The 25588-nt window shown below is 40.3% G+C and carries 15 protein-coding genes; 3 read left to right on the forward strand and 12 right to left on the reverse strand.

Annotated features, from left to right (window positions below; genetic code table 11):
- Nucleotides 1-151 precede the first annotated feature (151 nt).
- The 6 genes from QUE86_RS00645 to QUE86_RS00670 form a co-directional block, all read right to left on the reverse strand.
- A complete protein-coding gene (locus tag QUE86_RS00645) occupies nucleotides 152-2551 on the reverse strand; it encodes a glucan 1,4-alpha-glucosidase (RefSeq protein ID WP_286258609.1) in 2400 nt (799 codons plus the stop codon).
- A gap of 12 nt (nucleotides 2552-2563) precedes the next feature.
- Complete coding sequence (locus QUE86_RS00650; protein WP_130051342.1) at nucleotides 2564-4048, reverse strand: MFS transporter; 1485 nt, start codon at nucleotides 4046-4048, stop codon at nucleotides 2564-2566.
- Complete coding sequence (locus tag QUE86_RS00655; RefSeq protein ID WP_434784483.1) at nucleotides 4041-5915, reverse strand: alpha-amylase family glycosyl hydrolase; 1875 nt, start codon at nucleotides 5913-5915, stop codon at nucleotides 4041-4043. Before QUE86_RS00655 ends, QUE86_RS00650 begins: the two co-directional genes overlap by 8 nt.
- Nucleotides 5916-6009: 94 nt before the next feature.
- Nucleotides 6010-7860: a glycoside hydrolase family 13 protein gene (locus QUE86_RS00660; RefSeq protein ID WP_286258612.1), complete on the reverse strand. Its 1851-nt coding sequence runs from the start codon at nucleotides 7858-7860 to the stop codon at nucleotides 6010-6012.
- 2 nt (nucleotides 7861-7862) lie between these two features.
- On the reverse strand, nucleotides 7863-9359 hold the full coding sequence (locus QUE86_RS00665) for a tryptophan halogenase family protein (protein ID WP_167657843.1): 1497 nt from the start codon (nucleotides 9357-9359) through the stop codon (nucleotides 7863-7865).
- Nucleotides 9360-9464: 105 nt separating this feature from the next.
- Complete coding sequence (locus QUE86_RS00670; protein ID WP_286258614.1) at nucleotides 9465-12254, reverse strand: TonB-dependent receptor; 2790 nt, start codon at nucleotides 12252-12254, stop codon at nucleotides 9465-9467.
- 683 nt (nucleotides 12255-12937) lie between these two features.
- Between QUE86_RS00670 and QUE86_RS00675 the strand changes: the two genes are divergently transcribed.
- Entirely contained in the window at nucleotides 12938-14563 is a 1626-nt protein-coding gene (locus QUE86_RS00675; protein WP_167657842.1) for an alpha-glucosidase family protein, read from the forward strand.
- 59 nt (nucleotides 14564-14622) lie between these two features.
- On the opposite strand, the gene QUE86_RS00680 is transcribed toward QUE86_RS00675, so the two are convergent.
- Entirely contained in the window at nucleotides 14623-15171 is a 549-nt protein-coding gene (locus tag QUE86_RS00680; RefSeq protein ID WP_130051336.1) for a TIGR00645 family protein, read from the reverse strand.
- Between the two features lie 240 nt (nucleotides 15172-15411).
- Between QUE86_RS00680 and QUE86_RS00685 the strand changes: the two genes are divergently transcribed.
- On the forward strand, nucleotides 15412-15654 hold the full coding sequence (locus tag QUE86_RS00685) for a hypothetical protein (protein ID WP_054551458.1): 243 nt from the start codon (nucleotides 15412-15414) through the stop codon (nucleotides 15652-15654).
- 66 nt (nucleotides 15655-15720) lie between these two features.
- Here QUE86_RS00685 and QUE86_RS00690 read toward each other — a convergent pair whose 3' ends face one another.
- The 4 genes from QUE86_RS00690 to QUE86_RS00705 form a co-directional block, all read right to left on the reverse strand.
- Nucleotides 15721-15906 carry a YrhK family protein gene (locus tag QUE86_RS00690; RefSeq protein ID WP_130051335.1) on the reverse strand — a complete coding sequence of 62 codons (186 nt, stop codon included), beginning with the start codon at nucleotides 15904-15906 and terminating at the stop codon, nucleotides 15721-15723.
- Between the two features lie 9 nt (nucleotides 15907-15915).
- Nucleotides 15916-16371: a carboxymuconolactone decarboxylase family protein gene (locus tag QUE86_RS00695; protein ID WP_130051334.1), complete on the reverse strand. Its 456-nt coding sequence runs from the start codon at nucleotides 16369-16371 to the stop codon at nucleotides 15916-15918.
- A 147-nt stretch (nucleotides 16372-16518) separates the two neighbouring features.
- Nucleotides 16519-19176, reverse strand: a complete 2658-nt coding sequence (gene topA / locus QUE86_RS00700) for a type I DNA topoisomerase (RefSeq protein WP_286258618.1) — start codon at nucleotides 19174-19176, stop codon at nucleotides 16519-16521.
- 307 nt (nucleotides 19177-19483) lie between these two features.
- The gene (locus QUE86_RS00705; protein ID WP_286258619.1) at nucleotides 19484-22915 is read right to left on the reverse strand and encodes an Ig-like domain-containing protein; all 3432 of its coding nucleotides are present in this window, start codon (nucleotides 22913-22915) and stop codon (nucleotides 19484-19486) included.
- Between the two features lie 192 nt (nucleotides 22916-23107).
- Between QUE86_RS00705 and QUE86_RS00710 the strand changes: the two genes are divergently transcribed.
- Nucleotides 23108-24439, forward strand: a complete 1332-nt coding sequence (locus QUE86_RS00710) for a dicarboxylate/amino acid:cation symporter (RefSeq protein WP_178927047.1) — start codon at nucleotides 23108-23110, stop codon at nucleotides 24437-24439.
- A gap of 77 nt (nucleotides 24440-24516) precedes the next feature.
- Here QUE86_RS00710 and sohB read toward each other — a convergent pair whose 3' ends face one another.
- Nucleotides 24517-25533, reverse strand: a complete 1017-nt coding sequence (gene sohB / locus QUE86_RS00715) for a protease SohB (RefSeq protein ID WP_286258620.1) — start codon at nucleotides 25531-25533, stop codon at nucleotides 24517-24519.
- Between the last annotated feature and the right edge of the window lie 55 nt (nucleotides 25534-25588).

Genomic DNA, 25588 nt, shown 5'->3' on the forward strand with positions numbered 1-25588 from the left:
ACAAATTACGCCAAATATAAATGGCTCTTGTTTACTGAGCTAAAGATAAGCCATCTTAACGTACCCATGTAAGGAAAACATACTTAAATTGTAAAAAAGTGCAATACAAAAAAAACCGCCGAGATTAATCGGCGGTATTTTTTAAATTCCATTACTTCAATGCATCTTCAACAACTGGGTAATGATCCCATACTTGTTTATCGCTCACTGAACGAAGTAACTTGATGTATTCAGCATGAGTCCAAGCAAGCGGTGTTGCCGAGTTTGTGCCCTCACCTAGCTGATAACCAGCTTTATTGTTACCTACGCCATCCCAAACTTGTTCAGGTAACATCATGCCTTCATTGGCAAAAGCTTCCATTCCTTTTACGTAGGTGTCTTTAATCGCTTGTTGCTTCATTGCATCTGGGCTATTGGTTGCGTTTGCCGCAGCGATTTCATAGTGACCACGCTCACCTGTGAAAAACGGCCATACACGCCCACGTTGACCAGGGGTGTTGTTACCACCTTCAGCGTAGTTGTTACCTGTCATTTGGTCTTCACCGTAACCATCGTTACCATAGCGGCGGTAGCCTGGGAATGAGCCCGAACCATCAGCAAAGTTAAAGGTATAGCGTACTTGAAGGTTATCAACTAAAGTTTCGTCATCATACTCTGGTAATGTTTTTACAATGCTCGGAGCAAGTGCATCACGTACACCATAGCGTACAAGCTCTAAGAAACCACCATCAAGGATTTGCTTTTTGTCAAAGCCTTCACGACCGTTATTGGCGTTAAGTGTAGTTGATGAGTTTGGATCTTTGTCTTGACCGATACGAATGAAATATTCACCATCGCTGTTTTCAGACTTAAGGTTACCTTGGGTCGTAAACATCGTGCTTTCAATTTCACTGTTGTAGGTTTTAGCCGTTGCTAGGTAACGCTCTGCATTTTTAGTGTCACCTGCTTTTTTAGCAATATCAGCAGCTGTCACTAGACCTGCAACAACCGCAGCTGTTGTTGATGGAGAAAAACCATTTTGTTCTTCCCAGCGCTCTTGTTGCGTTGCTGGAGGTGTAATTTGCGTGTCGTTCCAAAGAATTTTGGCAAGGCCACCATCAACCAAGAAATCAGCAGCTGGTTTTAACATTTTGCCATACCAATCTGTCAGCTCTTGATCGCTAAGTACGCCTGCTTGATGAAGTTTCCAAGCTAACATAATTGGCATTGCTGTTTGGTCAAGCTGTACACCTACCCACTCAAGTTCACCATCAACATGTGTCTTTTGTAAGAACCAGCCAGTGTCACCACCATTGCCTGGTGTGTTATCTGTTACTTGTACTTTTTCTAGATACTCAAACGCCGTTTTAGCAGTACGTGCATCACCCATGGCCATAAATGCCATTGCAACTTGATAGAAATCACGAACCCAAACCGCTTTATAACCGGTAGAACCTGTTTTAGCCGAAACCGTTTCACCCCAAGGGTTAGAAAGTGACGCAATTAAAGCACCTGCATGAGTTTTATCTTCTTGCGCTTTTAACACCATAGCACTGGTATAGAGCAGCTTACCATTATCAGTAGTGCTGTTAGTTAATGTGCTCAAAGGTTCAAGGCTTGTTAAGTAGTCTTGCCAACCAATGGCAGCACCTTCACCGTTATATGCAGCAAGCACTTTTTGATAGCCTTGGTTTAAACTTGCTTGACCTTCTTTTAGGCTTGCAGCTTCAGATTTACCAAAGCTTAAAGCTAAATCAAAGGTGGTGTTTTTTGATACTTCGCCCAGCTCTGCAAGTAAGCTTACATTACCCGACTTATCACCGGTATTTTGGTAAGTAGTTGGTAATGATTGCGATGCTCTCAACTCTTTTAAGCCATCACTTACACCCGTAAAGCCAACGCTTGCTTGTTTGAATGGTTGAGCGGCTTGTAAAGATAAAAAGTTATCATCTTGCCAAGCAACTAGACCCTTGTCAGTCACTTTTGCAAAATCATCTAAGCCATTGTTATCGATATAAGGGTTCACATTAACGTAGGCTTTCACATCTTCAAGGTCTGTATTAAATACACTACGAACAAACAGTGTTTGCCCGTTAGGATCTGTAAAGATATGTTTTTCTAGGGTGAAACGACCTTGCTTGTCTTTACTTACTACTTTGTACGCAAGCGATAATGGGCGACCTGCGTCATCTTTATATAAATAATCAATGCTTACATCCAGATCATCGTTCTCTGTTACGGTAAAATCTTTACCAACGACAACAAATTGCATATCTTTGATTTGTGCTTGGTGAATTAAACCAAACATGGTTTCTGTGATCATGCCTTTAGCAATTGAAAACCAAACTTTTGATACTTTGCCGGTAGCAGCTGCGTCGCTATAGTGACCGTCTTGGTATTGCTCATAAGAGGTACCAATACCTGTTTTACCAGAGTATGCCCAAAAAGGCTCAACACCCGGTGCACCCGGTGCAGAAACTTGGTCTACCGCTAGATTTGCTGATTGTTCTGAACTACAAGCTGTTAAACCTAATGCTAAAAAGCTTGCTGTAATTAGATTAAATTTTTTCATTGTGTGTCCTTATTATTGTTGCTTAACGCGCAGTACGGCGACCGCTGCTAGTACGAATGACACTGCACCTAGCACTAACGCATAAATCGGTTGATTATCAAAAAGGTGGCGTAAAATTAGGCCTAATACGCTTGCCGCTAAAAGCTGCGGGATAACAATAAAGAAGTTAAAGATACCCATGTACACACCCATTTTCTTACTTGGTACTGAGGTACTTAACATTGCGTATGGTAAAGAGAGAATTGACGCCCAAGCAAAACCGACCCCAATCATTGGCCAGATCAGTAAACTTGGATCTTTAATAACAATAAAGCTGACCAGCCCTAATGCACCTAACACTAGGTTGATAGCATGGGCCATTTTTAGTCCCACTTTTTTAACGACAATCGGAATACACAGTGCTGCAATGGCAGCAAAGCCATTGTAAGCGGCAAATAACACACCAACCCAATCCGCACCATTGTTGTATGCAAGTGAGCTTGTATCACTGCTGCCATAGTGGAAACTTGTTACCGCCGAGGTGGTATAAATCCACATTGCAAACAATGAGAACCAGCTAAAAAATTGTACCCAAGCCAATTGTTTCATTGTTTCTGGCATAGTGAATACATCATTCACAACTTGATAAAAGCCACCACTGGTTGCATTTTTAGCTTTTAGAGCACCGGCTATAAATTGAATAACACCAAAACTAATCAAACCACCAGCAAGCAAATAAAGCTCTTTTTCAAGAGATAGACCTGTAACAATTCCAAGAACGACAAGGCCAAGAACCGTAAAAATTGCTGCCCCTTTGTTAAAATTCACATCGCTTTGAACATCGCTCGAGTCATTGCTTTGCTCTTGCTCATGAAAACTTTCTAGCTCTTCTGGGGAATATTCTTTAGTGGTAAACACAGTCCAAAACACTGCAATAATTAAAACTACTGCACCAAAATAAAACGAAAATTTTACAGAATCTGGGATTTGTCCAGCTGGTGCTGTATTGGCAATATCGAACCAGTTAGTCATCATCCAAGGTAATGCCGACGCGACAACCGCACCGATACCAATGAAGAAGCTTTGCATTGCATAACCAGTTGCACGTTGCTTTTTAGGCAGGTTATCACTAACAAGTGCACGGAATGGCTCCATGGTCACGTTAATTGACGCATCCATGATCCATAGCATACCCGCTGCAATCCAAAGGCTTGGTGAGTTAGGCATAATGAATAACGATAACGTTGTTAGAATAGCCCCATAAAAAAAGAACGGACGACGGCGACCTAACTTATTCCAAGTTTTATCGCTCCAATAACCGATGATCGGTTGTACAATAAGACCTGTAAGCGGCGCTGCAACCCAAAGGATTGGAATGTCATCAACATTGGCACCTAAGGTTTGAAATATACGGCTCACATTACCGTTTTGTAATGCAAAGCCAAATTGGATCCCTAAGAATCCAAAACACATATTCCATATTTGCCAAAAGCTTAGCGTTGGTTTGTTATTATTCATAATCAGCCTTTAGAGTAAATACTGCACTGCTTAAACCATTCATTTGTAATTGAATTGGCCCATTCGTTGTTGCCTCAGAAATCACAATGTCGGCATGATTTTCTAGGTTATCAGTTAACGTTAAATCACTGTGGTTAAGCTTAGGTAACAACGCTTGGTTAAGGTTAAGCTCAACATTTTGTGGGTTCTCTGAAAAATTACTTACTACAAGCACCAGTTGTTGGCCAAGCTTACGCGTAAAGGCAATGACTTGCTCTGAACCCGTCAATTCAACCGCTTGCATGTCACCACCAACAATGGCAGGAAGCGTGTTTAACGACATTAACTTAGTGTAGTAAGCGCGTAGATCTGCTTGCTGCTTTGAAAGCGCACCACCATCGAATTTACCATTATTCATCCACGCTTGATGCGCAGGTACACCCATGTAATCGAAGATACTTGTGCGGGTTGGGTCGCCAAAGCCACCATCTTCAGAGCCATCTTCACCGACAGCTTGACCAAAATAAAGTAATGTTGGCGAACGCGACATTAATGTAGAAACCACCATAGCCGGCTTACCTTTTTCACTGCTGCCCGCGAAATCTGGGCTAGCAATACGTTGCTCATCATGGTTTTCTAAAAAGTGCAGCATGTGCTCTTCAATATCAGCCACTTGGCTTTGGATATCGAAAATAGTATCCGCTGATTGCTTGCCTTGCATCACAGCTTTAACTGTGTCGTAAAAACCGACTTTGTCGTAAAGGTAATCCATCTTACCTTGCTGGATATATGGGCGGTAAAGCGTTGGGTTATAAACCTCAGCCAAAATAAAGGCATCGCTTTTTTGCATCTTGATTGATGAATTTAAAAAGCTCCAGAACTCAACAGGCACCATCTCTGCCATATCATAACGAAAACCATCGACACCTTTATCTAACCAATAAAGCGCGATATCGCGGAATTTATACCAGCTATTTGGTAGCTCTTTATCTTGCCAAAATGCGTAGTGCGCACGGTAATCTTTATCAGCGTAATCAGCAGGTAGCGTCGGGAAATCGTAGCTGCCATCTGGTTTCACGCCGTAATTAATTTTAACTGTTTCGTACCAATCATTGATGTCAGGTTTAGCGGCACGTGCCCCATTACCCGTCCATTTTGCCGGTGTTTCAGCAAACTGATTATCTGCTAGAGGATGGGGGTTACCACCTAACACTTGGTAGCTATCGCTGGTAGGAACTTGAAATGACTGCCCTGTTACATAGTAAAAGTTATTATCGCGAGCATAAGTTTTCGTCGTGTCATCTTCAGCACCAAAATCTTTAACACCTTCAGGCTTTGCGACCGACTCATAGTTACGCGCTACGTGGTTTGGCACAATATCAATAACAACTTTCATACCGTGCTCATGAGTGCGATTGATTAGCTCTTCGAACTCTTCTAAGCGGCGCTCAGGGTTAATTGCTAAATCAGGATTAACATCGTAATAGTCTTTCACTGCATAAGGTGAGCCTGCACGGCCTTTTACAACATCGGGGTCATCTTGTGACAAACCGTATTCGGTATAGTCAGTTACTAAAGCATGACGCGGTACACCTGTGTACCAAACATGTGTTGTACCTAGCTCTTTAATGCCTTGTAATGCAGCATCATTAAAATCAGCGAATTTACCTACCCCATTTTCTTCTAATGTACCCCACGGTTTATTGGTGGTATTTGTATTACCAAATAATCGAGTGAATACTTGATAAACCACAGGCTTAGAGATAGCTGCTTGGCTCGATTCTGATTGCTGCTTTTGCGTGTTCTGCTGTACTGGCGCATCGTTACCACAGGCAGTTAAACCTAAAACCGAAGCCACTACTAACGCAGTTAGTTTGTATGTTGTCATCATTACTTCATTTTTCTGTAAATATCAGTTAATACTAATGTTAAGGGCTGCATACGGACAGTAAATGCATACGTATTCAGCCTATTAGTTGCAATTATTCAAGCTCGATTAAGCGTGCTTGCATAGCTTTTAAGCGGATTGGCGCTGCAAGTTCAACGCGTTTTTTGCTGATTAAATCTCGTCCTTTATTATTGCCTTTCAGCACTTCTTGCATGTAGCTTAAATCCCAATCAATAGCTTGTTGGTTTTTGTTAAGAACGACCAATACAGTTTGGCCATTATGCTCTCTCACATAGCTGTAAACGCCTTGCTTTGGTGAAAAATGCATTAAACGACCTTCACTTAGCGCTGGTTTTTCTTGGCGCAGCTTAAGCAGTTTTTTAATAGTACTTAACATCTCTTGCTGATCAGTTGAAAGGCCTTTGCCTGTGAATGCATTTGTTTTTTGACCCGTAAACCCACCAGGGAAGTCAATGCGAATATCACCGTGGTCATTACTTGGCGTGTTATCAAGCAAAAGCTCTGTACCGTAATAGATTTGTGGAATACCGCGAGTTGTTAACAGCAGCGTCATGGCTAATTTAGTTTTTGCAAGGTCTTGACCAAGCTCAGTGTAAACACGGCTCATGTCATGGTTATCAGCAAACACTAAAATGTTATCTGTATCAGCATATAAAAAGTCATTCGCCAGCGATTGATACACTTTTATCCAACCTGTATTCCAGCTTTCTTCTTCGTTAAGTGCTTGGATCAACGCCTCTTGTAATGAAAAGTCCATCACACTTGGTAAATCAGAGGTATATCCATCTTGATTGACTTTGCCGCGCTGCCAATAAGATGCAATTGCCGGGTTGGTTGTCCACTCTTCGCCAACAATATTAAAGTTTGGATACTCGGTCATAATCGCTTTAGTCCAATCGGCTAAAAACGCTTTATCTGAGTATGAATAGGTATCAACACGAATGCCGCTTAAGTTGGCGTATTCAATCCACCAAATGGCATTTTGAATCAAATAAGTTGAGAGTAACGGCTGGCGCTGATTTAAATCAGGCATCGACTCAACAAACCACCCATCATTAAATTGACGTTTATCGTATTGGCTGGCATGAGGGTCTTGAATTGTTTGTCTGGCGTGGCTTGTGGCATTTTTACCGTTTTCAAACTTGCCATCAAAGTTAACCCAATCTGCTGTTGGCATGTCAGCCATCCACTGATGCGATGAACCAAAGTGGTTAAGTACCATGTCCATCACTAAGCCGATGCCATGCTCTTTCGCTTCTGCGGATAAGGTTTTGTAAAGTGCATTACTGCCCATACGCGGATCAACCTTGTAGAAGTCAGTAATGGCATAACCATGATAAGAATAACTTGGCATGTCATTTTCAAGCACAGGTGTTAACCAAAGTTGCGTTACACCTAAGTCCTCAAGATAATCTAAGCTATTAATAACACCTTGAATATCACCCCCATGACGACCTCCTTTGAAGCTCGGATTTGCAGCCTCCTGCATACCTGCAACGCTGTCGTTACTTGGGTCACCATTTACAAAGCGATCAGGATTGATTAAATACAGCGTATCTTTGTTTGTAAAGCCATCGCGGTTGGCACTTTGCTTATCTCGAGCATTTAATGGGTAAGTAAAGGTTGTGCCATCTTCAGCTTTAAAAATCAGTTTTCCCGGCTTTGTATTATCGCTGATGTTTAAATCTAAAAAAGCGTAGTTAGGGTTATTTGTTGTTGTCACCCCTTTAAACTCAACGCCCTTGTAAGGCATCATTTGCCACGCTTTGTTAGCAATATTGTTATCGTAAAGCATTACTTGCAAAGAATCGTTTTGCATTCCAACCCACCAATTTTCTGGTGAAGCGGTAAGTGCAAAACTCGCTGTCGAGTTAAAAAGTGTAAATGCGGTCGTTAACGCTAAAAATGTCTGTGTTTTTTTCATAATTAATTTTGTACTTTTTCTAAAAATTGACTGTGACTCGGTAGCTGCTCTACGGTGTTATTAATCAACGTTTTTAAATTACTAAATAACTCATTTAACTGCTCATCAGATAAGGCATCAGTTAATGGATGATGATCGTCTGCAATAAGACCTTGCCCTATCATGACTTGCTGCCAAGCAACTTCAGCAAATAGCTCTTCGTCTTCTCTTACGAGCTTGCCGCTGGATTTAAATAGCTCAATTTTATTTTTGAGGCTGCTTGGAATATCCATGCCTTTACAAAAACGCCAAAATGCAGTGTCATCACGTTCAGTTAGCTTGTAATGAAGGATAATAAAGTCACGAATTCGCTCAAATTCTGTTTTACTTTGTTTATTAAATTCATCAACTAAGCTTTGCTTAATACCTTGATGAGGAAAAAACTTAATTAAACGAATGGCTGCACTTTGAATTAAATGAATACTGGTCGATTCTAAAGGCTCTAAAAAACCACTCGATAAGCCAACCGATACCACATTTTTATGCCACTGCTTTAAACGACGCCCTGTTTTAAATTTAATAATACGTGGCTCTGTCAATGGCTTAGCTGGTAAGTTGTCCAGAAGCTGTTGTTTAGCTGATTCATCAGATAAGAAACGAGACGAATATACAAGGCCGTTTCCTACACGATGCTGTAATGGAATTTGCCATTGCCAACCAGAGTCTTTTGCAATTGACCGTGTATAAGGAATTGCATCCGTAGCGGATTCACTTTGCACTGCAACAGCACTATCACAAGGTAGCCAGTGTGACCAATCTTCAAAACCTGTATTGAGTGTTTGTTCTATCAATAAGGCACGCAGGCCTGTGCAATCAATAAATAAGTCGCCATCTATTTGCTTGCCATTTTGCATCAGCAAAGAAGAAATATATCCGCTTTGATGGCATTGATTAATCGATTCAATTTTGCCTTCGATACGTTTTACGCCCCGTGATTGCGCTAATTCTTTTAAGAACTCGCCATATCGTGTGGCATCAAAGTGATAAGCATAATGTAAGCCTGCTAATTGGGTATTAGGAATATGACTAAGGTGGGAAAATTTATGTGCTTTTGCAGCTTGGTAATTAAGTGAGAAATCCCAAAAATCAGGCGCGTTTTGTGTTTGATTTGCTTTTAGCCAAAAATGATAAAACTCACAAAACGGAAAGTCTTTACCTATCTCACCAAAGGCATGCATATAGCTATGGCCTTGGCTGCGCCAATTTTCAAACTCGATACCTAGTTTAATCGTTGCGCCAGTGGCCTTTATAAATTCTTTTTCAGAAATGCCAAGCGCACCATTTAGATGCAAGATAGGTGGAATGCTCGCTTCGCCTACACCGACAGTGCCGATCTCTGCTGATTCAATAAGCGTGATATCAAGCACTTTCCCAAGCACTTTATTAAGTAACGCAGCGGTTATCCAACCAGCGGTACCACCACCGGCAATCACTACCTTTGTAATTTTTTTTGATTCCATAGTACACCTAACGCCAAATTCAATTCATTGAGTGTAGCTCACTGATATAAAAAAGCCCTTGTAAAACAAATCACAAGGGCAATTTTCTATCGCTGTTTTAGCTAATTACAGCTTATAGCTGAAGCCTAACAGGAATGTACGACCGTAGTCTTGGTAATCACGTACTTGAAGTGAGTTATCACCTTGTAGTGATGTAAACGGCTCTTCAGTGATGTTTTGCACTTGGAAGGTGACAGATAAACCGTCAAGGCTCTCTACACCACCTTCGCTGAAGTCGTAACCAATTTGAGCATCCCAAATTGTTTCGCCTTTAATATCAACTTGTGTAGTAGCAAAACCTAAACCGTATACGTCACCTTTAAAGTCGCTACGCTTACGCATGCTGGTACGCGCTTGGAAACCATTACGCTCAAAGTAAACTGTTAAGCTATCGATTTGATCAGATAGGCCAGGTAGCTCATAGTCGTTACCATTTTGGTCAGTTAAGTCTTGCTCAACACCTGTATGGCTTGCGATTAGGCCAAAACCGTCTAAAGATTCGCTGAACATTGTGAACGGTAGTGTTAATGAAAGCTCATAACCCCAAAGGTCACCAGAACCACCATTTACTTTACCAGAACCAGTACCAGTTGAAGTCGCAGGGATTTCACCAGTAGACGGGTCAGCTACACCACTCATATCAATTTCATAAGTACCATCGAAAATCCACTGAGTGATATCTTTGTAGAATACAGCTGCAGCGAAATAACCTTCTTCATGGAAGTAATTTTCGTAGCTTAAATCAAAACCAGTTGCTTCTTTAGGCTCAAGCTCTGGGTTACCACCAGATACACTCCAGTAGTTACCGTTTTCATCTGGTTGTTGATTATAAGATGCATTAACTGATGAGTTCATTTCGTCTAAGCGAGCACGAGAAATCGTTTTCGCTGCGCCGAAGCGTACAGTTTGCTCTTCATCAATTGCAAACGATAAATTGATGCTTGGTAAGAAGTGGCTGTAGTCATGGCTTACATCGGTCTCTGATACAACAACTAAACCATCAACAGTGTTTGCAGCAAAACCCTGTGAAGACTGTTCAGTTTTCACATAACGAACACCAATATTACCTGTTACAGGGATTGAACCCAGCTCAGCATTGATATCAGCTTGAGCAAAGAATGCTGTTACTTCTTCTTGTACAGTCCAAGATTGTGTTTTGTGCTTTGAATCAGTAAGGCTTTCTTGAAGAAGGTTATAATAACCATCATTTACTAAACCATTGGTATCATAAGCAACCATGTTACCCATGCCGATGAAATCAAGACTCGCTGTACCTAAGCGGTATTGCTCCGGGATTGATACCATGCCAGGGTTTGATAAAGAGAAGTCTTTTAATGTCATGAAGTAACCTTCCGACAACTTACTCTTTTCACGGTCACGGTATGACATACCAAATGACACTCGGCTGATGTAAGCATTATCAAGTACTTTGCTTGCAGCAAGTTTTAATGTGCTTAGTTCATCATTAATTTCTGGCGCATTAATAAAGCCATCTTGCGCTGTATTTTGATACTCAGTACCTGTTAAACCATACTTGTCATTAAGTGCAGCACTTGCACCCCAAGATAATGGGCCACCAAGTTGAATTAAGTCGTAGTCACTGTAATCAAGGTTGTGGCTGAATTGTGCGCCAGTGTTACCACCGTCAAACTCATAGCCGATTGTATCAGCAACACCATTCGCGTCACCTCGACCTGTACCTGAGTAGCTTTCGATACTCCAAATTTGACGTTCAACCTCAGAACGGCTTACGTCAAATTCTACTGACCAATCATCGCTAATGTCATATTTTGCATTAAAACCAAACTGAGTAAGCTCAGCATTACGCTCTTCGTAGTCATTACGAACAACAACACGTTGGCCTTCTGTTATTGCACTAGTAATGAAACCAGTGTCAGCGTCAACAACTGCTGAACTTGGGTCGATTGAACCTTGGCCCCATGCGAATGGAACTTCTATACCACGTAGGATTTTTTCATCTGAGAAATCTACATATAAGGCATCAAATGTCATGTTTAAGCGATCAGTCGGCGCAGCTTCAATTACAAGCATTGCTGTATCACGCTCAAGAGTCGATGAACGTACAAATGGCTTAGCACCACCTAAAATTGAGTATGTATTGCCATCTTCACCCGTAAACTCAGGATAACCCCACGAGTTCCAACGTTTTTCTTGGTTTGGTGAGCTCATCGTGTTGTATGCAAATGCAACACCGATTGTGTCATCAGCAAATTGGTCAATGTATGAGAACGTACCGCGGAAACCTTGGTCGTCACCGTCTGGATTTAATTTATCAAAACCTGTTTGCTCATATTGACCGTTGAACATGATAACTTGTTCACCTTTACTTAAAGGTTTCACAGTTTGCATGTCGATTACACCAGCAATACCTTCAGCTTCAATACCTGCACTTGGTGTTTTGTATACCGTTACGCCACTCATAATTTCTGATGGATAAAGGTCAAATTCTACACCACGGTTGTCACCGATTGATACTTGCTCACGACCGTTGAATGTCGTTGCACTTTCGTTTTCACTGAAACCACGAACACTTACACGGCTAGCTCGACCGTCTAGGCGTTGTGCTGTTAAACCAGGAAGGCGTGCGATTGATTCTGCAATTGATGAATCAGGTAATTTACCGATATCTTCTGCAGAGATTGACTCAACAACTTCAGGAGTGAAGCGTTTAGTATTAATAGATTCTACAACACTGCCACGAAAACCTTTAACTTCGATAACTTCAACGTTATCGTTTTTCGCTTTTTGGTCTTCTTCTGCAGCATACGCTACAAAGCTATTTAAACCTGCGGCTGTTAAAGCCAGAGTTAATATACTTGGTTTGAACATAGACATGATGTTTTCCCATTACCCAAATTGTAATGCCAACGTGTTGCAGTTATTCATTAACATAATAGCTGAAATTCGCTGACTGATTTTGTTGTCGAATTGAATATTAACGCTCTGATTATTTTCTTAACAAATTTATGCATACGTATTCAGCGTAGCTCACCCTCACAAAAATTAACAACATTTTTACAAAACCAACCTTCAAGCCACTGAATTTAAAGTGTTTAATGATTTTTACGTCTTAGTTAATAGTAATGAAACATTTTTGCTATATTTAAGAACCTAATTTGGTTACAGAAATGGATACTAAGCCATTTATCTCGCTTAAATAGCGACATGACGCAATTATATTAGGAACAGACCTGCACCAATGATAATTGGTCTTACCAATTGTGATGGTGCACCATTCTGGTGTAATCCAGCTATTTTATGCACCAAGCTGGAGTTTTCATTTGTTGATAAGAGAAGGAATATCTAATTGGTAAGTTTTATTAATTGATATTCGAGTTGTTTACTTTTAAATCAAGTTAATGAATTTTACTGAGCACATAGATGAATTTGGCGTGCATACGTATGCAGAGTTTTTACAGTATCTCACCCTTCACGTATGCTTTTGACATTCCGGCAACATATTGCATTAACGGTTGCCTAACAGTTTACATACACTGAGTGTCACGATGGAGAAAAACATGGCTCAAAAGCAGTGGTATAAAGGTGCGGTTATTTATCAAGTTTACCCGCGCAGTTTCCAAGACACCAATGGCGATGGCATTGGTGATATCAAAGGTATCATTGATCGCATTGATTACATTAAAAGCCTAGGTGTTGATGCTATTTGGGTTTCACCTTTCTTTAAATCGCCAATGAAAGACTTTGGTTATGACATCAGTGACTACCGTGATATCGACCCATTGTTTGGTAACCTTGATGATTTTGATGAACTCATTGCACAAGCGCACCAACGTGATATTAAAATCATTATAGATCAGGTATTGAGCCATACCTCAGATCAACATCAATGGTTCCTAGATAGCCGTGAAGATAAAACTAACGACAAAGCTGATTGGTATGTATGGGCTGATGCAAAGCCGGACGGTACACAACCAAATAACTGGTTATCTATTTTTGGTGGCCCTGCATGGCAGTGGGAACCGCGTCGTGGTCAATATTACTTACATAACTTCTTTGCTGAGCAGCCAGATTTAAACTTCCATAATCCTGAAGTACGTAAAGCGGTATTAGACAATGTTGAGTTTTGGCTTAAGAAAGGTGTTGATGGTTTCCGCTTAGATGCCATTAACTTTTGCTATCACGATGCTCAATTACGGGATAACCCTGCTAAGCCACCAGAGAAGCGTCAAGGCCGTGGCTTTAGCGAAGACAACCCATATGCGTTCCAGTATCACTACTACAATAATACGCAACCTGAGAACCTGAGTTTTATGCAAGACATTCGTGCCCTATTAAACAAATACCCTGGCACAGTTGCATTAGGCGAAATCTCATCTGAAGATTCACTTGCAACCATGGCTGAGTACACATCAGGTGGTGACAAACTCCATATGGGTTATAGCTTTGAGCTGCTTACCAATGACTATAGCGCTGAGTATATTCGTACAACTGTAAGCACCCTAGAGCAGCGCATGACTGAAGGCTGGCCGTGCTGGGCTTTTAGCAATCACGACGTAGAACGCGTTGCTAGTCGCTGGAGTAAAGGCGATACGATTGAGCCACAACAATGTAAGATGCTAACAGCCCTACTAGCCTCTTTACGTGGCAGCGTATGTATGTACCAAGGTGAAGAGCTTGGCCTAGGTGAAGCTGAAGTCGCTTTTGAAGACCTACAAGACCCATATGGCATCACATTCTGGCCAAACTTTAAAGGCCGTGACGGTTGTCGTACACCGATGCCTTGGGATGCAACGGATGCAGAGCAAGCTGGCTTCTCATCAGTAAAACCTTGGTTACCTGTGGGCGATGCGCACAAATCAGTTGCGGTAAATACGCAAGATCAAGATAAAGATTCGATTTTGAATGCCTACCGTGAATTTATGGCATGGCGTAAAGATAAAAACGTTCTCTTAGAAGGCGATATTGAATTTATAGATACGCAAGAGCCTGTGCTTGCTTTTTATCGAACGCTTAACGACACTAAAATGCTTTGTGCATTTAACTTGGCTGCGCAAAGTAGTGAACTGACAATCTCTGACTCTGTGTCTTCACAGCATACTGAGATCTCTCATCACACAGCTGAATTAAACAATAATACAGTCACTCTGCCCGGGTTCGGTTGCTTTTACGCAACCCTGAATTAAGAATCAGTTGTTAAAAACCAAGCCCTGCTATTGCAGGGCTTTTTTATGGAAGATTGCTATCAATGGTTCATGGTTTTACTATTTATGTAATCCGTTAGCGCAAATAACACCCCCGACACCACAAAAGTAACATGAATTAACACCTTCCAGAGTAACTCATCTGTGGAATGATTGTTTGAGCTGATAAACACTTTTAAAAGCTCGACAGCCGATATAGCAACAATTGCACTGATCAATTTCATCTTAAGACCCGAGAAACCAACCTTACCCATCCAAACAGGTCGATCTTCGTGATTTTCTATATTTAACTTTGAAACAAAGTTTTCGTAACCACTGAAAATGATAATAAGCAAAAGCCCTGCTAGTAGCGCAGTGTCAACTAAAGTCAAAATGCCCACCAAAAGCTCTTGGTTTGACGCAGTGAAAGTATTTAAGGCCATACTGTATAAGTATTTAAAGAACTTTAGCAGCAGTAATACCACAGCGACTAATAAGCCAATAAAGAATGGCGCTAATAACCAACGCGAGCGAAAAATAAAACTCTCAACAACGTGTTCTAGCTTGCTTGGTACTTTCTTTATTTTTGAATGAGTCACTTGTTCAGACATAACTTAATTCACTTTTCTTTTTAAAATTAGCGCGATAATACGTGTATTAGCCTCACCATTGCTAGCCTTAGAGGTAAAAAGAGTGGTTATTTTTTGCTTATCTTTACGATAAAAAAATTTCGTTATCTTTTTTTGAAATTTAGTTTATAAATTCACTCAAGCAAAGTGAGATACACATTGCGCACCATTACTGTGCAATTGAGCCGGTAATAATTACTTTTGTTGATTAGGAATAATTAAATGAAAAAAGCATTGCTAGCACTAATTTTGGCACCTGTTTTAAGCGTGTCAGCAACGAATGCAATCGCTAATGAAGCACCAGAAGCATCAGCTGAAATGATCAAAGAATACACCGAAATGTGTTTAAACTGGGCAAAAGATGATGACATCAGCAACGAAGAATTAAAGCCATACGTATTAAAGTGTGTGAACGATGAGCTTGAAGCTGAAGGCTATAAAAAAGTAAAAGACGTACAAATCTAATTTTACGCCAGCTTAGAATATGGAAAACCGGAATGACACAAAGATGTGCGCTCCGGTTTTTTGTTATTAATGGCTGTAATAATCAGCGAATGCACTTAATAAAAATAATAACGAACCTATCATGAATAACACCACCCCCAATGTGGCATATTCTATAAATGCAGGTAAAAATAAGGTACTACCAAAGAAAAAGGCGCATGCTGATAATATATTTACCAACGCATTAACCCTAGGTGCGAGTGTAAACTTCATGATTATTCTCTACTCCGTTAACTCAGGGATAAAGTGAAACGCTTTAACGATACGGTTCCAACTATTAATCTCTAACACAATTGCCGTCAGTGCCACGACATCTTTTTCAGTAAATATTAAAGACACTTGGTTGTACACATTGTCTTCAACATGCTTATCAATGATATTTGTTAATGCTTCTGCCCAGGCTAATGCTGAAACTTCTTCCTCTGAGAACACTGGAACTTCACGCCAAGCAGCCAATACATCTAATCGTTGCTGATGCTCTCCATGGCGTCTTAACTCTGCTGAGTGCATATGCTGACAAAATCCACAGCCATTTATTTGCGACACTCTGAGTCTTACTAGATCTACAATCCTACTAGTTATTTTTGAATCTTCTGGTAGTGTGCTCAGTCCAGTTAAATGTTCAACAAGTCCTGGGTTAAGTGAATATACCTGCTGTTGGGATAAACGAGTTTGCATTATAAATCTCCTATCTTAATAATGGAGACAGGATAGCAACTGATTAAAAGCAGAGATTGGTAAAAAACGACATTAGCAAATGTCATAAAAGAACAAAAAAAAGGATTGCAACAGCAATCCCTTTTTATGATCTAAATAGATGTAAACTTACTTTTTAGTCGCCGCTTTTTTCTTAGGCGCTTTCTTTTTACTCTCTTCTACCCATTTTCCATTTTGGTAGTGAGCAGTCCAGCCTGTGGCTTTGCCATCTACTTCACTCATTACATACTGCTCTTTATTTTTACGGCTGTAACGTACAATTGAAGGATTGCCATCAGGGTCTTGTGCCGGCGCATCGGCAAGATAGTAAAACTTTTCAGAAATTCGGTCTCTGAAGCGTTTTAACTCTTCAACTTTAGGCGCACGCGTTTCACGTGATTTAGGGAAGGTATTTGCAGCTAAGAAAATACCCGATGCACCATCACGCAGTACAAAATAAGCTTCTGATTTTTCACACTCTAGCTCTGGTAAATGAACCGGATCTTCCTTCGGCGGTGCAGCTTCACCATTTTTAAGTAATTTACGAGTATTTTTACACTCTTCATTACTACAGCCAAAGTACTTACCAAAACGACCTGATTTTAACTGCATATCTGAACCACATTTATCACATTCGATAATGGGGCCGTCGTAACCTTTAATTTTAAAGGTACCTTGCTCAACGACATATCCTTTACACGCAGGGTTGTTACCACATACATGTAATTTGCGTGTTTCATCGATTAAGTATGAATCCATTGCCGTTTCACAGATTGGACAACGCTTCATTTGCATCAGTGATTCTGTTTCGACGTCTTCAACATCTGCAGCAATTGCTTCATCGCCTGGTACCAAGTTCATAGTTGTTGTGCAACGCTCTTTTGGTGGCAGGTTGTAACCCGTACAGCCTAAGAACACACCGGTTGATGCAGTTCGGATACCCATCTTGCGACCACAGGTTGGACAATCGATGTCGGTTTCAACCATTTGATTTTGGCGCATACCGCCGTGCTCTTCATCACCTGAGGCAACTTCAAGCTGGGTTGAAAAATCCGCATAAAACTTATCTAGTACTTGTGTCCAGACACGTTCACCTTCTGCGATATCATCCAGACGACCTTCCATCTTAGCGGTAAAATCAAAGTTCATTAGATCTTCGAAGTTTTCAACTAACCGGTCCGTAACAATCTCACCCATTTTTTCAGCGAAGAAACGACGGTTCTCAACACGCACATAACCACGGTCTTGAATTGTTGAGATGATAGATGCATACGTAGAAGGACGACCGATACCACGCTTTTCTAATTCTTTAACTAAGCTTGCTTCACTAAAGCGCGCTGGTGGCTTTGTAAAATGTTGTTTAGGGTCTAACTCTACTAGCGTGAGTACATCACCTTCTTTAACTGCAGGCAGTGACTGATCTTCTTCGTTTTTCTTACGAACAGCTGGCTGAACTTTTGTCCAACCGTCAAAGCGAAGCACACGGCCTTTTGCTTTTAATTGATAATCACCCGCGCCAACCGTTAAAGTTGTTAAATCGTATTCTGCAGGGACCATTTGGCAAGCAACAAACTGACGCCAAATTAGTTCATATAACTTTTTAGCATCGGCCTCAACACCATCTAAATGACCAGATAACACAGTGACACTCGAAGGACGAATCGCTTCGTGCGCCTCTTGTGCATTGCCTTTAGAACTATAGCTGATAGGTGCTTTAGGTAAATACTTTTCACCAAATTGCTCAGTCACGTAATCACGACACATTTCAACGGCATCTTTCGATAAGTTAGTTGAGTCGGTACGCATGTAAGTAATGTGGCCAGCTTCATACAAGCGTTGAGCCAACATCATCGTCTTCTTAACACCATAACCTAGGCGCGTACTTGCTGCCTGTTGCATGGTTGAAGTAATAAATGGTGCACTCGGTTTACTCTTGCTTGGCTTTTCTTCAACACTAATGACCTTGTAGTCAGCTTTTTCAAGTTGACTAACGGCAGACATCGCCTGCTCTTCATTAACTGGCTTAAAAGGCTTGTCAGCGTGTTTGGTAACTTCTAACCTTAAAGCTGCTTCAGTATTTTTTACATCAGCGTGGACATCCCAAAACTCTTCAGGAATGAATGCTTTAATCTCACGTTCGCGCTCAACGAGTAGACGCACCGCGACAGATTGAACACGACCAGCTGATAAGCCACGAGCAACTTTTGCCCATAATAGCGGCGACACCATAAAACCTACAACACGGTCAAGGAAACGACGTGCTTGCTGCGCATACACCATATCAGTGTTTAGTTCGCCCGGTGTTTCGAATGCCTGTTGAATAGCATTTTTCGTAATTTCGTTAAAAACAACTCGCTTATATTTTTCAGGCTCGCCACCAATAATCTGTTCGAGGTGCCATGCAATGGCTTCCCCTTCTCTATCCAAATCGGTTGCGAGATAGATTTTATCTGCATTTTCAGCAAGTTTTTTTAATTCTTGAACAACTTTCTCTTTGCCGGGTAAGACTTCGTAATGTGGCTCCCAGCCTTTTTCAGGATCAATACCCATGCGGGCAACAAGATTTTTATAATCGCGTTGCTTTTTGTAGGCAGCTTTTTCTTCTGGTGACATTTTTCGAACTTCAGCAGGCGTTTTCGTCGCTGCAGTTTTCGTTTTGCCTGAACCTGAAGTTGGTAGATCACGCACATGCCCAACACTGGACTTTACGATGAAATCGTTACCTAAGTATTTATTAATTGTTTTTGCCTTTGCTGGAGACTCTACAATTACAAGTGATTTGCCCATAGCTGCCTATTTCTGACCGAATATTTTAAAAGTTTTTTGCCCTTATAAATGTATATCCATCACATTAAACAAATAAGTATGATTTTTAACATTGGAGCACGAATATTTATAGGTATATCTACAAACACCAATTGTTACAAGCTTTTAATCGAAACTTTTCTTCATTGACTGAATAATTAAACAATTTTTGTTGCTAATTTAGTCAATGTGGCGTTTTGCGGTAATTTCAAGGGGAATATATAGAACAGCAACAAAAATGCCAACCTTCTGGTTGGCATTTTTTTAAATTTAAACAAATAACTACTTATTAGCCATCATCAGTAATTGCAATTCGAGCAGTTGAAATGTTGCCTTTTCCAGTTGTAAATTCAACAGTTAAAAAGCCTTCAGTTTTATCATTTCCTTCTGACTCTCGACTTATTGATAAAACTTCTCCAAACGCTGCTGTCGCAGCTGAATTTCGAAGCTCAAAGCCATCAGTGCCGCTGTATTCTCCATTATCTGCAGTTACTGAAACACTAGTCCCTGCAGGCATTGGATTATTAAAAATATCAGAGTAATAAACTGCAAAAGTTAATGCGGCTAATTGATTACCTGAATCTGCAGTAGTTATGTTAATCGAACCAACATCACAGTAATCTGTATTATCTGTTGGCTCTAAACTTAGAATAATTGCCCCAGATTGTGTATCAGCTTGGCGGTAAATGTTATTACATTCTTCGATATCTTGCGCTAGTTGCATTGCATTATCTGTGAAAACTGTAGGATCATCTTCAGTCGTTTCAGCAAGAGCAGCTGCAAATCGACTACGCAGCTCATTTTTTGTAACTACAAATCGACTGTACGCAGTACTACCAGACATAATAATTTCAAACGAATCTCGAATATCAACTAATTCTTTAGTACATAGGCTTTCAAAAGTATCACCATCTGTTGGCGTTGTTGCCTCTGACTTACATACTAAACCATTATATTTTCCATCCGCTAGTGTATGCATGCCATTAAGGTCAATATCCCAGCTTTCTTCGAAGTGTCCGGCATTCGTATTTTCTGGACTACACGGATCATCAGTAGCACCTTCTTGACAATTTTCAGCAGCCTTTGTCACTGATGCAGTAACTGGGTCGTAAATTGCTGCTAAACCATCATAAAAACCATTTTCATTATGATCGATAAATGCTTCTGTCAGGTCATAGCCACTGTAATACTCGTTGGTGTCAAAACGGCCGTTACCATTAATGTCGATGAATGACTCTTGACCTTTTGCAGTTACAAGTACTGTGGCACGGCCTCCTAGCGGTACGCCATTTTCATTGAATGCAGCGTTTAAAATACCTGCCATACAAGGGGCTGCGGCTCCAAAGTAAAGATCACAGTTAATTGCATCAGTTTTTGGATTAATGCTGTTGATTCTGTTACCCCACTTAGCTTCTGTAAATGGTTTTGGATTTTGTGAACGCCACTGGGCAACACATTGTCCATCAACTGTATTACACTCAAGCTGAGGGTTAAACTCTGTGCCATCAATTGTTCCTATAGCACCGCCTTCTGTTGTTAAATATACAGATGTGCCATCAGGTACAGGATTATTAAAATGATCTGCAAGATAAACGTTAATTTCCTCAAGATCACCGTTATAATTTAATGCTTCGACATTAAAGTTTGTTGGGGCAGCCGTAAAACTATTACCATCAGGTAAACCTGAACTAATTGAAACAAGATCAGATACGGTTGTTACTTGCTCATCTAATGAAACTAAAGAAAGCTGACCTGTTGGACATGAAACATTGTTATCTCGCTCAGATTCATCAAGAAGGCATTCGTCATAAAGCTCTTTCCAACAAGTTACATTATCGTTTTGGTTTTCAGGAATCAGTTCATCTGGTATGTAGCATGCTTGTACGCGAACAGCTTGAGGTACAAAGCCTGAATTAACTTGAATTCTTGCTAAGCCCTCTGAATCTGTAGAGACACTTGCATGCGAATAACCTGTCGCATCAGTTACTTCAGAAAGTGAAATGCCACCATTAGTCGAGCTCAAACGAAAATCTAATCGCTTTTGTTTTGCCGTATTACCAATTTCGTCAGTTAACTTAAATGTAAGTTGACTAATTTCTTTGCGAGATACACCACCAGTCCCTTTTAGTGCAATTACATTCTCGGTAGCTTCAACAAACTCAATCGAACTTACAGCTGCGGCCGATACTGGCACATTCACTGAAACAACTTTTGGTGTTCCCCCGGTAAGGACTGTTGCTGTGACCGTATCACCTTGTGTTGTGTTACAGCCGTTACTTCTATATGTTGCAGTTGCAATACCGCTAATACTCGTTGCGGTGTCATCCATAACAGCGAGGTCAGATTCAACGCAACCAGATGTAAACTCAACATCTAATGGCGTTACAAACAGCTCACCGTCAGCATCATAAATACTAACTGTAATAACCGTTGTTGCACCCGCTGCAAGTGGCACAAATTCGTCATCAATTACATTACCGGCGTCATCTAACTTGTTATATAAGCCATTTGAAATTTCTACACTTAACTCAGCAGTTGCAATTTCGAATGCTTTCGATGCAGTCACCGATTTAGCAGTTACAGATACTTCACCTGCACCACTATTTGCGCCAGGTTGTAGTTTTAAAATTGCAAAACCAAAGTTGTCAGTAAGCGCTTTTCCTGATTCTGGTAATAAAGCGCCAAGATCAGTCGAAAGCTCAGCGATAATACCGTCGATACCATCACCCGAACTTGTATCAGTTACTTTTACCATAACGTCGATGAGTTCGTCAGATGAAAACTGATTTACGACACTACATCCTGAAGCTAGGTAAGTTGTTTCAAGTGATGTTGTATTACGATTAGCCTCCCAGTTAGTTGCGCACCCTTGTAACAGCTTGATATCAAGTTCCGCTTCGGCACTTTCAACAGGGGCATCATCACCATTTGAAATAAAGCCTGCAATTTTAGTGATTGTGTTACCGCTTTCATCCGTGTATGTAGCAACAACTTGACCAGCCCCTTTAGAATCACCACTGCTTAACGTTACTGAAGCTTCACCATTTGCATCAGTTAATGCAGTGCCTAATACAGGAGTGATTTTGCCTGTATAATTTGTTGTAAAAGAAATTAGCTGCCCCTGTAAAGGCTGTTCTTCTTCTAATAAGGTTGCAGTAACTGTCCCTTTATTATCTTTGCTAACAGGGTTTTCAACTGTAAATGGCGAGCCTGTGCTGTCTAAAATTGACACATCAAGAGTAATACTGCCACTAACACTTGAGTCATCTGTTTCAGAGCCATCTGATGTAAAGCCAAAGGTATCACTGAATGTTTCATCACCAACAACATAAGTAGCAGTAATAATCCCTGCACCCGCAGTATCACCCGCAGTTAGTGTAATTGACGCGACACCACCAGCATTAGTCAGAGCAGTTCCAGAAACAGGGTCAAGCAAGCCAATGTCACCATCTAAACTAAAGCTTATAACTTCACTTGAAACCGCATCACCATTACTGGTCAGAGAAGCTAATATAGTTAATGGTGTATCAGATGTTACTGAGCTCGATTCTTGATCTGTGTCCTTTACGAAACCTTGAACAGCAACGACAAAACTTGGGTTATCGGTTGTACCATCCCCACCACCAAGTGAACCACTATCATTCTCTAATGACCCACCGCCGCCACAGGCAACTAACAATGAGCTGAAAACTATAATACTTAGCCATCGCAATAAAGGCATTGACCTCTCCCTAGTTAGCTATTTTAAAATTATTTATATATTTACCTAATATTAACCTAAAAATTAAACGAAGATCATAATTTTTTTCCTTTAAAGGCAACGAAATTCTTTAACTATTTATCGAATTTTTCTGTATAAAAATCTTCATGCTGGTAGTCTATGGCAAAATTTATAAAAAAATAGACTGGGTGTATGTCAAAAGTACGATCTTTAAGCCTTACATCTCGTATCATGGTAGGTATGGTACTGGGTGTAATCGTTGGTTTTATCTTTCAAGCCATTTTAGCGGGTGAAGACGATTTCCTTATTCCACTAGGGTTATTCTCTTTACCAATTAAAGCATTTTTCGTTGATGGAATTTTCCATGTTGGTGGTCAAATATTTATCGCAAGCTTGAAAATGCTTGTGGTACCACTGGTTTTTGTATCATTAGTCTGTGGTACTTGCAGCTTAAGCGACCCCAAGAAATTAGGACGTTTAGGTGGTAAATCAATTTTGCTTTATTTAGCGACTACTGCAATCGCTATTACCGTTGCTATTACCTTAGCGTTATTGGTAAATCCAGGAGAAGGTATCAATCTACCTTCAGATGCTAATTACAGTGCAAAAGAAGCGCCAACTCTCGCACAAGTTATCATTAGTATGTTCCCGACAAACCCTATTGATGCAATGGCAAGCGGTAATATGCTACAGGTTATTGTTTTTGCATTATTATTTGGCGTAGCGATGGCGCTTAGTGGTAAAGCGGGTCAACGAGTAGCAAATGTATTTGAAGACTTAAATACCGTTATTCTAAAACTAGTTACTTTGCTTATGAATATTGCACCCTATGGTGTTTTCTTTTTAATGGCAAAACTATTTACTACTATAGATTTAAAACTAATAAAGAGCCTTGCATTGTACTTTGGTGTAGTTGTTTTTGCCCTACTCTTCCACGGTATTGTTAACTACAGTGTGTTGTTAAAAATGTTTACAGGTCTTAACCCTATTACGTTTTTAAAGAAAATGAAAAATGCCTGCCTATTTGCATTTAGCACATCAAGCTCAAGTGCAACCATGCCTATTACCTTAGAAACTGCTAGCAAAAAATTAGGCGCACATAATTCAGTTGCCTCATTTACCGTGCCTTTAGGTGCAACCATTAACATGGACGGCACAGCAATTATGCAAGGTGTTGCTACCGTATTCATTGCACAAGTATTTTCTGTTGATTTAACAATTTCAGATTACTTAATGGTTATTTTAACCGCAACACTTGCATCTGTAGGTACTGCTGGTGTGCCTGGTGTTGGTCTTATTATGTTAGCGATGGTGTTAAACCAAGTAGGCTTACCTGTAGAAGGTATTGCTATCATTATTGGTGTAGACCGTTTACTTGATATGACACGTACTGCTGTCAACGTTACTGGTGACTGTATGGTGACTTGTGTAGTTGCGAAATCTGAAGGGGAATTTGATGAAGATGTATTTAACGACCCAAATGCCGCTAAAGATTTAGAAGACTACCATAAATCGATTAAGTAATTATTTACTGGCTATTTATAAGTAAAAAACCCGCTTGAACAGCGGGTTTTTTATTTTAATTTTATATTTAGCACAACCTAAGGGTTTAAGCCTTTTAAGCGAGACATTAAACTCACACCCGCTTTACTTACACCCGAACTTAAACCTATAGCTAATTTGTCACTTAAATTTTTCTTAATACGGTATTTCACTTTAAAGATTTGGCGCTCTTTAGCTTGGCTCAATAAAATGTCATCACTGGTATCAATCTTGTCAACTAAGCCTTTATCAAACGCTTGAGTTGCAAACCAGTGCTCACCTGTAGCAACAGTATCAATATCAAGAGATGGACGCTGCTTACTAACAAAGGATTTAAATAAATCGTGAGTTTGTTCAATTTCTTCTTTGAATTTTTCACGACCTTTATCGGTATTTTCACCAAAGATAGTTAAAGTACGTTTGTACTCACCCGCTGTGATTTGCTCAAAATCCACATCATTCTTTTTCAAGATTTTATTAAAGTTAGGAATTTGCGCAATAACACCGATTGAGCCTACAATTGCAAATGGTGCTGCGACAATCTCATTGGCAACACACGCCATCATATACCCTCCACTGGCTGCTACTTTATCTATGGCAACAGTTAAATGAATTTCGGCATTACGTAAGCGCTGTAACTGTGATGCTGCAAGACCATAACCGTGAACCACACCACCACCACTTTCTAGACGAATAAGCACGCGATCTTTTTCTTTATCAGCAATAGTTAAAATAGCCGTAATTTCTTCTCTTAGGCTTTCTACTTCATGAGCATCAACACTGCCGTTAAAATCTATGACATATAAGCGCGCTTTTGGCTCGTCGCTTTGCTGTTTTTTTGCCTCGAGTTTTTGCTGCTTGTGGTGTGCTTTAAGCTCTTTCTTTGAAAGGGTGTTTTCAATAAAACTTTGCTTTAAATCGTCAAGTTGTTCACTTAAGTCATCAATTGTTATCTCACCTTTTTTAGCTTTGGGTTTCACTGCAGCGCCCATAATAATGGCAACAATCACTGCAATTGCGATGACAAATGTGAGGGTCTTGGCAAAAAATAACCCATATTCGTATAAAAATTCCAATCAAACTCTCCATTTATTAATGATTCGCCACAATTTACCACGCTTTAAAGCAAAA

The sequence above is a fragment of the Pseudoalteromonas apostichopi genome, from assembly GCF_030297135.1.
GTDB lineage: Bacteria > Pseudomonadota > Gammaproteobacteria > Enterobacterales > Alteromonadaceae > Pseudoalteromonas > Pseudoalteromonas apostichopi.

What these genes read in the sequence shown, in the direction of transcription:
- QUE86_RS00690 (WP_130051335.1), bottom strand. Translation starts at nt 15,906, where the DNA reads ATGAAGTTTACACTCGCACCTAGGGTTAATGCGTTGGTAAATATATTA.
- QUE86_RS00645 (WP_286258609.1), bottom strand. Translation starts at nt 2,551, where the DNA reads ATGAAAAAATTTAATCTAATTACAGCAAGCTTTTTAGCATTAGGTTTA.
- QUE86_RS00705 (WP_286258619.1), bottom strand. Translation starts at nt 22,915, where the DNA reads ATGCCTTTATTGCGATGGCTAAGTATTATAGTTTTCAGCTCATTGTTA.
- QUE86_RS00675 (WP_167657842.1), top strand. Translation starts at nt 12,938, where the DNA reads ATGGCTCAAAAGCAGTGGTATAAAGGTGCGGTTATTTATCAAGTTTAC.
- QUE86_RS00650 (WP_130051342.1), bottom strand. Translation starts at nt 4,048, where the DNA reads ATGAATAATAACAAACCAACGCTAAGCTTTTGGCAAATATGGAATATG.
- QUE86_RS00685 (WP_054551458.1), top strand. Translation starts at nt 15,412, where the DNA reads ATGAAAAAAGCATTGCTAGCACTAATTTTGGCACCTGTTTTAAGCGTG.
- QUE86_RS00670 (WP_286258614.1), bottom strand. Translation starts at nt 12,254, where the DNA reads ATGTCTATGTTCAAACCAAGTATATTAACTCTGGCTTTAACAGCCGCA.
- topA (WP_286258618.1), bottom strand. Translation starts at nt 19,176, where the DNA reads ATGGGCAAATCACTTGTAATTGTAGAGTCTCCAGCAAAGGCAAAAACA.
- QUE86_RS00695 (WP_130051334.1), bottom strand. Translation starts at nt 16,371, where the DNA reads ATGCAAACTCGTTTATCCCAACAGCAGGTATATTCACTTAACCCAGGA.
- QUE86_RS00665 (WP_167657843.1), bottom strand. Translation starts at nt 9,359, where the DNA reads ATGGAATCAAAAAAAATTACAAAGGTAGTGATTGCCGGTGGTGGTACC.
- QUE86_RS00660 (WP_286258612.1), bottom strand. Translation starts at nt 7,860, where the DNA reads ATGAAAAAAACACAGACATTTTTAGCGTTAACGACCGCATTTACACTT.
- QUE86_RS00680 (WP_130051336.1), bottom strand. Translation starts at nt 15,171, where the DNA reads ATGTCTGAACAAGTGACTCATTCAAAAATAAAGAAAGTACCAAGCAAG.
- QUE86_RS00655 (WP_434784483.1), bottom strand. Translation starts at nt 5,915, where the DNA reads ATGACAACATACAAACTAACTGCGTTAGTAGTGGCTTCGGTTTTAGGT.
- QUE86_RS00710 (WP_178927047.1), top strand. Translation starts at nt 23,108, where the DNA reads ATGTCAAAAGTACGATCTTTAAGCCTTACATCTCGTATCATGGTAGGT.